The sequence below is a fragment of the Alteromonas sp. ABH4_456 genome (genome assembly GCF_056160645.1).
The window spans coordinates 36,582-49,593 of the sequence record NZ_JBSWXO010000003.1 but is presented as its reverse complement, the minus strand read 5'-3'; the positions used below and the strand labels follow the sequence as shown (position 1 = coordinate 49,593).

Sequence of the window (13,012 nt, the reverse complement as noted above, 5' to 3'; positions counted from 1 at the left end):
AACAGGGTGATGAAGTGGTTATTGCGGTTCAATCTCTCTGACATGCCGCTGTACTGACATCAGTGACCCCAGTAAACCCAACAAAATCGACAAACCCAGCATCGTCAGTAAGGCAGTACCGGACAGACCGGTAATATTGAATTCTTTCTGATAGAGCGTCGCAAATGCCTGAATACTGCTGTCCATCCACCATAAGATAATGATGACGGCGAACCAGGCAATCAAACCACCCAACAATCCGTACCAGAAACCGGTATATAAAAACGGCCGGTGAATAAATGCGTCAGTCGCGCCCACCAGCTTCATCACCAGAATTTCTTCCCGCTTGCTAAGGATGTTCAGCCTGATGGTGTTACCAATGATCAGTACCACAGAAACAAACAACAACACGCCAATGAGCGACACCAGCTCTCTGGCAATATCCAGCAGCGCATACAAGCGCTCAAGCCATTCAATATCCAGCTTACCGATGTCGACTTCACGCTGATCTTTGAGCTTTTCAAGCAGTAATCTGGCGGCTGTAGGCGAAGCATGTTTCTCGTCCGGCGTCACCAGCACCACATCAGGTAAAGGATTGGACTCCAGATAGGCGATAGCATCACCCAGTCCGGATAAATGCTGAAATTCCTTCAGGGCATCATCTGCGGGGATGAAAGTAACGCTGTCAATCTCCGTCCAGGTGTTCAGCCTGGCAACCAGTTGCTGCGCGCTGGCTGGTGGTGTGTCTTCTTTCAAAAACAAGGAAATTTCCGAGGCCTGATCCCAGCCTGCGCTGATTTTTTCAGTATTTTTAACCAGAATGTAGAGTGTGCCCGGTAAGGTTATGCTCAGACCAAGCACCGCAATAGTCATTAACGATGCGGCCGGCTGACGCCACAATTCCCCGAGGCTGCCTAAAGCCTGACGGACATGACTGATGAAGAACGCACTGATAACCTGAACGATGCCAATGCGGGTATCACTGGCTCCCTGAGAGCGGCCTTTGAATAAAATACTCATGCCCAGTTTCCTCCCTGTTCCTCAGACAATCCGTCGGTGATCATCTGCCCGTTTCTCAATGTCAGTGTGCGGTACTTCATCCGGGCTATAAGCCCGAGATCGTGGGTCGCAACAAACACAGAAACGCCGGCCTGGTTGAAGTCTTCAAACAGACGAATGATTTCCATAGATAACTTAGGATCGAGGTTACCGGTGGGTTCGTCGGCCAACAACAGAGGCGGCTTATTAACCACCGCACGGGCGATGCCGACGCGCTGAGCTTCACCACCTGACAACATCATTGGCAAACTGCGGGCTTTATCGCGCAATCCCACCATTTCCAGCGCAGCTTCAACACGCTTAGAGGTTTCTTTACGGGTATAGCCTTCAATAATAAGTGGCAGCGCCACATTATCGAAAACTGATTTTGAGTCCAGCAAATGCGGGCTCTGGAAGATCATGCCGATATCCCGGCGGATAAACGCTATCTGCCGGCGTTTTATTTCGTTCAGATCGTGACCGTTAATCAGTACCTTGCCCACACTGGGGCGTTCCATAATACTGATTAATTTGAGCAGCGTGCTTTTCCCCGCGCCGGAGTGGCCGGTAAGAAAAGCCATCTCACCCGGTTCAATGTGAAAGCTCACTTTTGACAGTGCGCGCTGACCACCGGGGTAGGTTTTACTTACCTGCTCAAATTTGATCATCTGCTAATCCTGCAACGACGAAAGGATACTGAATTCTCTACGTTAATCGTTTTCGCTCTCACTGAAAAGTGCGTCGATGAATTCATCGCCATTAAATGTTCGCAAGTCGTCAATTCCCTCACCCACACCAATGTAACGGATTGGAATACCGAACTGGTCAGCGATAGAGAAAATCACGCCGCCTTTAGCAGTACCATCAAGCTTAGTGAGCGTTAAACCTGTCAGACCAACGGCTTCGTTAAACAGCTTCGCCTGACTTACTGCATTCTGGCCCGTTCCTGCATCTAGTGTGAGCATGACTTCATGAGGTGCGTCCGGATTGAGTTTCTTCATTACCCGAACCACTTTTTTCAGTTCTTCCATCAGGTTATTTTTATTCTGCAGGCGGCCGGCGGTATCCGCGATAAGAATATCTGTACCACGGGATTTTGCGGCTTCCAGAGCGTCATACAATACAGATGCACTGTCTGAGCCTGTGGGCTGGGCGATAACAGGAATTTTGTTACGCTCTCCCCAAACCTGAAGCTGTTCAACGGCGGCAGCACGGAAGGTATCACCCGCAGCCAGCATGACTTTCTTACCCTGTTGCTGGAACTGTTTTGCCAGCTTACCGATGGTGGTGGTTTTACCTACACCATTAACGCCCACCATCAGAATGACGTATGGTCCGCTACCCGCATTATGCTGCTTCATATCTTCAGCCAGCGGGCGCTCAACAGATTTAAGCATCTCACGCATCTGGCCTTTAAGGATATCCACCAGCGCCTCAGCGTCCTTGAGTTGCGAACGTTTTGCACTGTCTGTAAGTTTGTTGATGATTTTCTGTGTGGTGTCCATGCCCACATCAGCCACCAGCAACTGAGTTTCAAGCTCTTCATACAAATCATCGTCGATGGCTTTGCCGCGGAACAAACTGATAAAGCCACTGCCAAGGTTTGTTTTAGTGCGCGATAAGCTGGCTTTCAGACGGCTGAAAAGAGACTTTTTCTCTTCTTTGGCTTCGGGCTTTGCTTCAACAACCGGTTCCGGCTCAGGTTCAGGCTCGGCGGCGACAACCGGCGTCATTTCTTCCGGCGTAATGTCTTCGTCAGCAACAACTTCCGGCTGAACTTCGTCTTGTTTTACCTGTTGGGTTACCTTCTCAGACTCAACCCATCCCGGTCCGGTTGCATCCTCAGGTCCAGTTTTCCGTATTAACGGCTCTGGTGCAGGCTCATCAAATGCAGGTACTTCGGGTTCATACTGCACTGCAGCAGGTTTTTCTGGGTGAATCTTAACGATATCCTGCGGTTCAACCGGCGTATCCACTTTCGCTTCAACTACAGGCTCTTTAAGTACAGCATCTTCAGGTTCAGTTTCTCCGGCAGGGGCATCCGCTTCAACATTACTTTGCGCAGGCTCAGGCACTTCTGTTTCTGGCGTCTCAACCGCGTTGCTTTCCTGCGGCTTTACTTCACTTTGTTCTTTTTCAGGTTGCTTGTTCTTTCTGAACCAGCCAAAAAGTTTCGACATTGTTTGGTCAAATCCTTAGTAAATCGGCAAAATTCGGCTACACTGGCCGGCTTTCAATAGCCGTTATCATACATTGTCAGCCCCTATGAAGCGAGTATCCAGAAAGCCTCAGACACAAAAGACGAAATCAGGCAACGTCAGGATCATTTCAGGTCAGTATCGCGGCCGGAAACTGCCCGTGGCAGACGTGGACGGGTTACGTCCCACCACTGACAGGAACAAAGAAACCCTGTTCAACTGGCTGATGCATGATTTACCCGACGCTCACTGTCTCGACGCTTTTGCAGGCTCAGGCGGACTCGGCTTTGAAGCACTTTCCCGCTATGCCGGACATTGCACATTCATTGAGAAAGACAGAAGTGTGGCCGCACAACTGAAAACCAACCTTTCAGCAATGTCTGCAAATGGTGAAGTGATCAATGGCGATGCTGTTCAGATATTGTCTTCCACAGACAAGCAGTTCGATATCATTTTCATCGATCCGCCCTTCAATCACAGTCTCGTTGAACCGGTTCTGCAAGTCATCCTAAGCCGCAACCTTTTGAAACCCGACGGTGTTATTTACGTCGAACAGGAAATCAACGCCCCCTCCCCGCTCATCAGTGAACGCCTGCAGGTAGTTAAAGAAAAGAAACTCGCGCAGGTGATGTACTGCTTGCTATCACTGGAAGACTGACTGAGCGGTTAGCCAGAGGCAGGCGTTGATGCAGAAAACCGTCTGCCGCAGGGATGCGGCAGCCGGGCCCCGGGGATGGGGTTTGCGTGTTTCCGGCAACAATGCCTTCCCGGCGTCAGTGCTCTCACTCAGCACTCACCTGCCGCGCTACACGCCGATCCCCCCGAAAGGGCTCACTCAGGATTGATTTCGAGGCCGATGTTGGAGATGCCTTCTTCGAGAGCGAGGGCCTTGAGTTCGTCGCAGGTGGACAGCGGACTGCCGTCTTTTTCCAGCAGGTCGAGCATGGCGTTTTGCAGCTCTACTTCAAATTCCATCAGCGGATGGCCTTTAATGTCTTCTTCGTCAACGCCGGATGCCAGCAGGTAAGCTTCCACACTGCCCTGCGACAGCTTACTGACCACCACAGCCCCTTGCAGATCCTGCTTCAGCACAAGGCCAATCGCCGCAGCCAGAGCGATTGTTGCATCGATAGCGGGATAAACACCGAAGGTGTCGTAATCTGCGGTATCAGGGGTGACGCACTCTACTTTCTCAAGCTGAACAGAAAAGTTGATTTTGCTTTTTGGGCTGCGTACCGATTCCCATAATAAAGATAAACAGTTTTTGCAAACGCCTTCATCATCAAAGCCCGTGACTTCTTTAAATAACGCATAATTCGGTAACATCCGCTCCAGCAGCGCAGCGCTGAAGGCAACGGCACGCCATCCTTCCAGTTGTCTCACCCGTGCAAATGTAGACAGTTTTTTCATTATTGTATCGCTCCGGAAGCATGTTGAAAGTAATGGCTGACACCATCTAAAAACATTTGTATTGAAATCATCACCAGAATCATCCCCATCAGACGTTCCATGGCGGTTAAGCCGCGCTCACCCAATAAGCGGTGAAACACTTCAGAGAATAGCAAAATGATCGCGCTGATCACCCAGGCTGCTCCCAATGCAATCGTCCAGTCCGTCATTCTGTCCGGCGCCTGATTAGCAATCAGAATCAGTGCAGCCAGGGTCGACGGCCCTGCAATCATAGGTATTGCCAACGGGACCAGAAAGGGCTCTTCACCCACGGCCAGCCCCAGCGCGTTCCCCGACTGTGGAGGGAAAATCATTTTCAGAGCAATCAGGAACAGAATGATACCACCGGCAATACTCACGGTTTCCTGACGGACATTCAGGAAATCCAGCACAGCCTGACCGCTGAACAGAAATATCAGCAAAATGATAAGTGCAAATACCAGCTCCCTTACCAGTATGACACGGCGTCGTTTAGGCTCGATGGTCTTCAGCACCGACATAAACACCGGCAGATTCCCCAGTGGATCCATGATCAGAAATAACATGATGGCCGCAGACCACGTATCCATGAAAGAGATTCTCCCCTAAAGTGTAATTGGACTTACCCGGACCCGCTGCTATGTTTAGATTTCCGGTTAAAAAACGGAAATTTAGCCAACAGCGTAAATAAGAATGATAGATAAGCGCAGGATTGTCGCATTTACGCGTTGATTTTACTATCTAATCAGACAGGAATGAGAACTATGAGTTTGATGTCTATTGAAGAAGTGGCGACATTTCTTGACGTACAGCCTATCCGCGTAGAGCGCCTTGAAAGAGAAAGCCTTTTAGTTGCAAAAGAGAAGGATAGCGAAGGTAAACCGCTGTTCGATAAGGGCGATGTGGAGCGTTATAAAGTGCTGGCTGAACGGTTAGGCGGCATCTGACCTGCTTCATTTTTAATTCAGAATGAAAAAGCCCCCGGCCTTATTCGTAAAGACCGGGGGCTTTTCTTTATCTGTTAATCAGTGTTCAGTACTGCTGCAGCATTCGCGCAATACTGCGGATACCAATACCTGTTGCACCTGCCGGCATCTCCGGTGTAGCGCTGCCGTTGTAAGCTGCAGCCAGATCCAGGTGTACCCAGCCCTTACCTTCTTCATTAACAAAACGGGATAAGAAACCGGCTGCATTAGAGGCGCCGCCACCACCGCCACCTTTCATCGGACGACTGTTGGCAGTATCAGCAAAAGCAGACGGGCACTTATCCTGATGCCATTTTTCCAGCGGCAATGGCCAGAAGCCCTCGCCCTCGGCTTTACCTGCTTCAAGCATCGCTTGTCTGGCATCATCATCCATACTGAAAACAGCATGGTAGTCATTACCTAATGCAACCGTTGCTGCACCGGTCAGCGTTGCCGCGTTAATTATAAGGGGAGCACCAGTTTCAGTTGCACGGATCAAGCCATCAGCAAGTACCAGACGACCCTCTGCATCGGTATTGACGATTTCTACTGTAAGCCCGTTTTTATAGGTCAGTACATCGCCCAACTTGTATGCGTGACCGCTAATCAGGTTTTCAGCGCAACATAAAAGCAGTTTCACACGCTTTTTGAGTCCCTGGCTGATAGCCAGTCCGAGGGCACCGGTTACTGTTGCCGCGCCGCCCATATCACATTTCATATCCAGCATCCCTTCACTAGATTTAATGCTGTAACCACCACTGTCAAAGGTGATGCCTTTACCTACCAGCACAGCATCGACCGGTGCATCGTTGTTGCCGGTGGGGTTATAGTCCAGCTCCAGTAACACCGGCGGACGCTCGCTGCCACGACCCACGTTATAAATGCCGGTCCAGCCGGCTTCCTGCAGTGCTTCACCCACTGTCATACTGTAAGAGACCTTGTCTCCGCCCAGCGACTGAATCCACTGTGCTGCACGACCGGCAAGGGTTTCAGGTGATAAATCTTCAGGGGTGTCGTTCACCAGACTGCGGGTAAACAACAAGGCGGCATACGCTTTATCTAACTCAGCAACATCGCCGGAGTCTGCCCAGCGGATTGATCCGGGCTTTCTCGCACGGGTATAACTCAGGGCAAAAACCCATTGTTGCTCTTTAGACCAGTCACCGGTCAGCTGAACTTCAGCGATGCCGAGTCCGTCGATACGACGGCCCGCCTGACGAATCAATCTTGTGCTGTCGCCTTTCTCAGTAATATGGATAACAGCACCGTCTGCTGTCATGCTTAATCTGGCATTTTCGCCCCAGTGAGCCGGTGCCTTTCCGGTGGAAAGTGACACAGAAAAAATCGACATAACAATTCCTTATTAGCTTGTTACAATGTGTTCTTTATCTTCAGACAATTAAATTGACTGGTTATTTGTATGCAGTTTACTACGCCTTTACTTCACGGAAAGCTTATTCGTCGTTACAAACGGTTTCTTGCCGATGTAACCCTGGATTCAGGCGAAGAAGTGGTTGCGCATTGTCCGAATACCGGCGCAATGACTGGATGCGCCGAACCGGGATACGAGGTCTGGCTCAGCCCCTCAAATAACCCCAAACGCAAGCTGGCCTACACCTGGGAATTGGCAAAAACCTTTGACGGACACTTCATCGGCATCAATACACACAATGCTAATAAACTGGTAGCGGAAGCACTGGATAACAAGACCATTGCTGAATTTTCTCACGTACAGGACTGGAAAGCAGAGGTGACACCGCCCGGTGCCGACAGCCGCTTCGATTTTCGTATTACGACCGCTGAGGGCGATGCCTATATAGAAGTGAAGTCTGTCACTTTGCTGGAAGAGGAAAAAGGCTACTTTCCTGATGCCAAAACAACCCGCGGCGCCAAACACAGTGAGACACTGGGTAATCTGGCCGCAGCCGGCGTGCCGGCGACTTTGGTGTTTTGCGTGCAGCATACTGGTATACGTGAAGTACGGGTTGCAGAGCACATTGATCCAAACTATGCCGCAGCCGTAAAGGTTGCGCACGATAAAGGAATGCAAATCATCGCTTTAGGTTGCGAAATCAACGAACAAAATATTAAGGTAAATCAATCACTACCAGTAATTTTGTGAAAAAGGGGTTGCAATTTCTCAAAGGAACGCCATATTTGCGGCTTGCTTTTTACCGTTGTGGTGCACAGACGCCACCGGCGTTTTGCATTCGAAGAGCAATGGATGCATTAAATAACGGAAGGGTAACTTTGACACCAAAGGTTGCCTGAACATAGCGATTCTGCTATAGATTCCCGGTTGTTCAGGACATATGGGTGTCGTAGTGTAGGAGATGTGGCACATGCCAACAGGAAAAGAAACGAAATCCCTGGGCCTTTTAGCCTTAGCCGGCCTTGAGCCTTATCAGCCAAAGCCTGACGAAGAATACATGAACGATGCGCAAATGGAGCATTTCCGTTTGTTGCTTAAAGCATGGCGTGATCAGTTGCGTGAAGAAGTAGACCGTACTGTGACGCACATGAAAGACGAAGCTGCCAACTTCCCTGATCCTGTCGACCGTGCAGCGCAGGAAGAAGAATTCAGCCTTGAACTGCGGACACGTGACCGTGAACGTAAACTGATTAAGAAAATCGAGAAAACCATGCGTCGCATTGAGGACGATGATTTCGGTTTCTGTGATCAGTGCGGTATCGAAATTGGTATCCGCCGTCTGGAAGCACGCCCCACAGCTGATTTATGTATCGACTGTAAAACAATGGCAGAAATCAAAGAAAAGCAGCTTCAGGGCTAACACTTTTCTGATACTCAGGGCGCCGGTCCAAAACCCGCGCCTTAAGTCATTTTTACTCGTAATATTATGACGGGTCATCATTCTTATACCGGCAGATTTGCCCCTTCTCCCTCAGGTCCTCTTCATTTCGGTTCGCTGATAGCCGCCCTTGCCAGCTTTCTTGATGCCAGACATCATCACGGGCAGTGGTTACTGCGAATGGAAGACATAGACGAACCCCGCTGCGTTGGGGGTGCCGACAAACTCATTCTGGACACACTTGAAGCTCACCATCTTCACTGGGACGGTGAAGTCATGTATCAGTCTGCAGAACATGCCCGTTATCAGGCGCTCACAGAACAGTTTATCCGGCAAGGCCTGGCATACCGGTGCAGTTGCACGAGAAAGATGATTAAAGAAGCCGGCGGCGTATACCCCGGTACCTGCAGAGATAAACATCTCACTGGTGACGGCACGGCAATCCGGTTAAAGATGACCTCTCCGGTCACCCGGTTTGATGATCGTATTATGGGACAGGTACACGTTACCGACGCCCACGCCCTTGAAGACACCGTGCTTAAACGTCGCGACGGATTATTTTCTTACAATCTGGTGGTGGTGGTCGACGATATACACCAGGGTGTTTCCCATGTTGTACGAGGCAGCGATTTGCTTACCACAACAGCAACGCACTTAAGCCTTTACAAATTGCTGCAGGCACGTGCGCCGGCGTATGCCCATGTTCCGGTGGCCTCTGTGTCTGAAGGGCGCAAATTGAGTAAGCAGAATCATGCTGCAGCCCTCAATAACTCAACCCCGTCGGAAAACCTCGCCGCAGCACTGAACTTCTTAGGCTTAGCTCTTCCCGAAGATGGTATAAATGCACCGCCGGCAGAAGTGCTACAATGGGCTGTTGAACACTGGGGTTGTGATAGAATACCAAGACAGCGCGAAATTATTGTCGCTGCGTCAGAATCCACTTATCATAGACCCTTTATTTTTTGTGGCATTTAATTTTTTCGGAGACAGCATCATCATTACGCGCGTGTTTAAAACGGTAAAACGGGTATTAAGTAAAGACCCGGCCTCAGAAGCAACGATACAGGCCTATACCCTTCCCCGTGCCGAGCATGGTATTTCACGGGAAGACATCAGTGATAACGCGCTGAAAGTGCTGTACCGCCTGAATAAATCCGGTTTTGAAGCGTACCTGGTGGGTGGCTGTGTCCGCGACCTTATGCTGGGTAAACTGCCAAAAGACTTCGATGTCGTTACCAATGCCACACCGGAACAAATTAAAAGCCTGTTCAAAAACTGCCGGCTAATCGGCCGCCGTTTCCGCCTTGCCCACATTGTATTCGGGCGGGAAATCATTGAGGTTGCCACTTTCCGGGGTCACCACAGTGAAGGCGAATCAGACAATAAACTGGGTCAGCAAGACGCGCAGGGCCAGCTGGTCAGGGATAACGTGTTCGGAACAATCGAAGAAGACGCCGAACGCCGGGATTTCACCTTCAATGCCATGTACTACAGCGTGGCTGACTTTACAGTTACCGACTTCGCCCGTGGCCGCGATGCCGTTAAAAACCGCGAAGTAGACCTAATTGGTGACCCGGAAACCCGTTACCGTGAAGACCCGGTGCGCATGCTACGAGCTATCCGTTTTGCTGCCAAGCTGGACATGACGATTACGCCCCGCACAGCGAAGCCCATCCCCGAGCTGGCACACTTACTGGCAAACATTCCGCCGGCAAGATTATTTGAAGAAACCCTGAAGCTGTTTCTTGGCGGCGCCGGTGTGCAAACCTTCCGCTTATTGCAGCAATACGGGTTGTTAACGCCGTTATTCCCGCAGTTAGAAAGCATTGCGAAAAACCCTGACAGCCGTGAGTGTCAGTTTATTCTTAAAGTACTGGAAAATACCGATGAGCGCATCAACAGCAACCAGCGGGTAACACCGGCTTTCCTGTACGCGGCATTGCTATGGTATCCGCTGGAAGAACATGCGCAGAAACTGCAGGCAGAAAGCGGCCTGAATCAGCACGACGCCTTCAATATTGCCTCCGGTGAAGTGATTCACCGTCAGGTGCAACGTATTATGATCCCGAAACGTTTTTCCACGGTTATCCGTGATATCTGGATCCTGCAACAACGGTTACCACGACGCTTTGGCCGCCGTGCGTTTCAGTTGCTGTCGCATCCTAAATTCCGTGCCGGTTATGACTTCCTGCATGCCCGCGGCGAAATTGAAGGTGGCAATACAATGGAACTGGCTGACTGGTGGACTGAATTCCAGCACGCTGACCAGGGTAAGCAGAAAAAGTTACTGAATGCTTTGCGCCAGTCGGAAGGCAACAAGTCATCAGGCCCGCGAAAGCGACGCCGCCGCTCACCTGAAAAACGGGATGCCGGTAATGCATAAAGAACACGTTTACATAGGTCTGGGCAGCAATCTGGGCGATTCAGGTGCAACCCTTGAGGCTGCCACAAAGGCTATGGGCGAACTGGCCGACACCCGAGTTCTGGCCCGTTCATCTCTGTATTGTTCCTCACCTATGGGCCCGCAGGATCAACCGGACTATATTAACGCAGTGTGCCTGCTGGAAACGGCACTGGAACCAGTTGAACTGTTGCGGGCATTACAGAATATTGAAAACAGTCATGGCCGTGAGCGCAAAGGTGAGCGCTGGGGTCCCCGAACCCTTGATTTAGACATGCTGCTTTACGGCAACACCGGGATGAACACCGCTGAGTTAACCCTGCCTCACTATGGTATGGCCGCCAGGGAGTTTGTGATGGTGCCGCTGTTTGAAATTGCGCCATCGATGATCATGCCGGACGGTAACCCCATCGCCCTGTGGGTGTCCCGCTGCAATCTTGAGGGACTTCGGCGTATAACGCCTTCCAATCAGTCTTAAAATCCGTATAGTTCGCAATCTGTTCAACACCCTCTGGGGTGTGTCAAATGAGGTTGTTCCCATGAAAAAAATCACCATTTCCGGTCTTCAAACCAAAAAAGCAGCCGGCGGGAAGATAACCGCCCTCACCGCCTATGACGCAAGCTTTGCTAAGATGTTCGATGAACAGAATATTGATGTCCTGCTTATCGGTGACTCACTGGGCATGGTGCTGCAAGGTGAAGAAGACACCCTGCCCGTCACCACAGACGATATTGCTTATCACACCCGCGCGGTGAGAAAAGGTACGAAACGGGCTTTTGTGCTTTCGGATATGCCTTTTATGTCTTATGACACACCTGAACATGCTTATCAGAACGCTGCCAGACTGATGGCTGCCGGTGCCAGCATGGTGAAAATTGAAGGTGGTGCGTGGCTGGCAGAGACTGTCAGAGGCCTTGTAGAGCGCAGCGTTCCTGTGTGCGGACACCTTGGTCTTACCCCGCAGTCTGTTCACGTTTTTGGCGGCTTTAAAGTACAGGGCCGAGAAGAAGATAAAGCGGCAAAACTCCTTGAAGATGCCCTTGCGCTGGAAAAAGCCGGTGCGCAGCTACTGGTGCTGGAGTGTGTGCCGACCTCTTTAGGTAAAAAAGTGTCTGAAGCACTGTCCATTCCGGTTATCGGTATTGGTGCAGGAGCCGGTACTGACGGACAGATTCTGGTGATGCACGATATGTTTGGCATCTCAGCTAATTACATGCCGAAGTTCTCTAAGAACTTTCTGGCAGAAACCGGTGATATGCGAAAAGCGGTGCAAAAGTATATCAGCGATGTTCAAAGCGGTGCTTTCCCGGGCGCCTCTCACAGCTTCGAGTAATCCATGAAATCTCTGACAACGGTTGAAGACTTACGTGCGCAACGCAGCGCATGGGTGCAGGCAGGTAAAACTGTTGGCTTTGTGCCGACGATGGGTAATTTGCATAATGGCCATATGCAGCTTGTTTGTGCAGCGAAAGCTGAGTGCGATATTGTGGTGGTATCGATTTTCGTCAATCCGATGCAATTCGGGAAAAATGAAGATTTGGATAACTATCCCCGCACACTGGATGCAGATAAAGAAAAGCTTGAAAGCCTTGGCGTAGATGCTGTTTTTCTGCCATCAGTGGCAGAAATGTATCCCAGAGGCCTTGAGCAGCAAACCTTTGTCGAAGTCCCGGGCATTTCCTCTATCCTGTGTGGCGAAAGTCGTCCGGGACATTTCCGTGGTGTCGCTACCATTGTTTGTAAACTGTTTAATATGGTTTCTCCGGATACCGCCTTTTTCGGTGAAAAGGATTTTCAGCAGTTGCAGGTTATCCGCCTGATGGCAAAAGACTTATCTATGGGTCTGTCAATCAAAGGGGTGCCGACGGAAAGAGAGACCTCCGGCCTGGCAATGAGTTCACGCAACGGATATCTCACGGCGCAGGAACGTGAAATTGCACCGGTTATTTATCAGCAACTGTGCGATATGAAAGCCGCAATTCTGGCTGGCGAGACAGACTTCAAATCGCTCATATCGACAGTAAGTGCTCACATTAACAAGTCAGGGTTCCGCACGGATTACCTTGCAGTTAAAAATGCTGCTGACTTAACCGATGCGACTGCGGCGTCGACGGAGTTCGTTATCCTTGTAGCTGCGTATCTGGGCAACACCCGTCTCATCGACAATATTCACTTTAGCAAGTAGCCTAAGC

Annotated in this window: 15 protein-coding genes; 9 read left to right on the top strand and 6 right to left on the bottom strand. The window is 50.4% G+C overall.

What is annotated here, in order from left to right; genetic code table 11:
- Window positions 1-18: 18 nt before the first annotated feature.
- Genes ftsX through ftsY form a run of 3 tightly spaced genes read right to left on the bottom strand, consistent with a single transcriptional unit; the run spans window position 19 to window position 3,197 of the window.
- Window positions 19-999, bottom strand: coding sequence for a permease-like cell division protein FtsX (gene ftsX, locus ACXAG2_RS05545; RefSeq protein ID WP_303573904.1), 981 nt, complete (start codon window positions 997-999; stop codon window positions 19-21).
- Window positions 996-1,685, bottom strand: coding sequence for a cell division ATP-binding protein FtsE (gene ftsE, locus ACXAG2_RS05540; RefSeq protein ID WP_119499924.1), 690 nt, complete (start codon window positions 1,683-1,685; stop codon window positions 996-998). Before ftsE ends, ftsX begins: the two co-directional genes overlap by 4 nt.
- Window positions 1,686-1,727: 42 nt before the next feature.
- Window positions 1,728-3,197 (bottom strand): signal recognition particle-docking protein FtsY, encoded by a 1,470-nt coding sequence (gene ftsY / locus ACXAG2_RS05535; protein ID WP_474865072.1) that lies wholly within the window; start codon window positions 3,195-3,197, stop codon window positions 1,728-1,730.
- Between the two features lie 85 nt (window positions 3,198-3,282).
- On the opposite strand from ftsY, the gene rsmD reads away from it, so the two are divergent.
- The gene (rsmD, locus tag ACXAG2_RS05530; protein WP_474852197.1) at window positions 3,283-3,873 is read left to right on the top strand and encodes a 16S rRNA (guanine(966)-N(2))-methyltransferase RsmD; all 591 of its coding nucleotides are present in this window, start codon (window positions 3,283-3,285) and stop codon (window positions 3,871-3,873) included.
- 173 nt (window positions 3,874-4,046) lie between these two features.
- On the opposite strand, the gene ACXAG2_RS05525 is transcribed toward rsmD, so the two are convergent.
- Window positions 4,047-4,625, bottom strand: coding sequence for a YjaG family protein (locus tag ACXAG2_RS05525; RefSeq protein ID WP_474865069.1), 579 nt, complete (start codon window positions 4,623-4,625; stop codon window positions 4,047-4,049).
- Window positions 4,625-5,233 (bottom strand): YhgN family NAAT transporter, encoded by a 609-nt coding sequence (locus ACXAG2_RS05520; protein WP_119499920.1) that lies wholly within the window; start codon window positions 5,231-5,233, stop codon window positions 4,625-4,627. The genes ACXAG2_RS05525 and ACXAG2_RS05520 overlap by 1 nt, the downstream gene beginning before the upstream one ends.
- Window positions 5,234-5,407: 174 nt before the next feature.
- Between ACXAG2_RS05520 and ACXAG2_RS05515 the strand changes: the two genes are divergently transcribed.
- The gene (locus ACXAG2_RS05515; RefSeq protein WP_119499919.1) at window positions 5,408-5,590 is read left to right on the top strand and encodes a helix-turn-helix domain-containing protein; all 183 of its coding nucleotides are present in this window, start codon (window positions 5,408-5,410) and stop codon (window positions 5,588-5,590) included.
- Between the two features lie 85 nt (window positions 5,591-5,675).
- Here ACXAG2_RS05515 and pepB read toward each other — a convergent pair whose 3' ends face one another.
- The gene (gene pepB / locus ACXAG2_RS05510; protein ID WP_474865067.1) at window positions 5,676-6,959 is read right to left on the bottom strand and encodes an aminopeptidase PepB; all 1,284 of its coding nucleotides are present in this window, start codon (window positions 6,957-6,959) and stop codon (window positions 5,676-5,678) included.
- A gap of 69 nt (window positions 6,960-7,028) precedes the next feature.
- On the opposite strand from pepB, the gene sfsA reads away from it, so the two are divergent.
- The 7 genes from sfsA to panC all read left to right on the top strand — a co-directional run bounded on the left by sfsA (window position 7,029) and on the right by panC (window position 13,005).
- Window positions 7,029-7,730, top strand: a complete 702-nt coding sequence (gene sfsA, locus ACXAG2_RS05505) for a DNA/RNA nuclease SfsA (RefSeq protein ID WP_474865065.1) — start codon at window positions 7,029-7,031, stop codon at window positions 7,728-7,730.
- Window positions 7,731-7,950: 220 nt separating this feature from the next.
- Window positions 7,951-8,400: an RNA polymerase-binding protein DksA gene (dksA, locus tag ACXAG2_RS05500; RefSeq protein ID WP_119503274.1), complete on the top strand. Its 450-nt coding sequence runs from the start codon at window positions 7,951-7,953 to the stop codon at window positions 8,398-8,400.
- A 66-nt stretch (window positions 8,401-8,466) separates the two neighbouring features.
- Window positions 8,467-9,393: a tRNA glutamyl-Q(34) synthetase GluQRS gene (gluQRS, locus tag ACXAG2_RS05495; RefSeq protein ID WP_474865063.1), complete on the top strand. Its 927-nt coding sequence runs from the start codon at window positions 8,467-8,469 to the stop codon at window positions 9,391-9,393.
- Window positions 9,394-9,478: 85 nt separating this feature from the next.
- Window positions 9,479-10,801, top strand: coding sequence for a polynucleotide adenylyltransferase PcnB (gene pcnB / locus ACXAG2_RS05490; RefSeq protein WP_303573946.1), 1,323 nt, complete (start codon window positions 9,479-9,481; stop codon window positions 10,799-10,801).
- A complete protein-coding gene (gene folK / locus ACXAG2_RS05485) occupies window positions 10,794-11,297 on the top strand; it encodes a 2-amino-4-hydroxy-6-hydroxymethyldihydropteridine diphosphokinase (protein WP_474865061.1) in 504 nt (167 codons plus the stop codon). Before pcnB ends, folK begins: the two co-directional genes overlap by 8 nt.
- Before the next feature lie 61 nt (window positions 11,298-11,358).
- Window positions 11,359-12,153: a 3-methyl-2-oxobutanoate hydroxymethyltransferase gene (gene panB / locus ACXAG2_RS05480; protein ID WP_474865059.1), complete on the top strand. Its 795-nt coding sequence runs from the start codon at window positions 11,359-11,361 to the stop codon at window positions 12,151-12,153.
- 3 nt (window positions 12,154-12,156) lie between these two features.
- Complete coding sequence (panC, locus tag ACXAG2_RS05475) at window positions 12,157-13,005, top strand: pantoate--beta-alanine ligase (protein ID WP_474865057.1); 849 nt, start codon at window positions 12,157-12,159, stop codon at window positions 13,003-13,005.
- Window positions 13,006-13,012 lie beyond the last annotated feature (7 nt).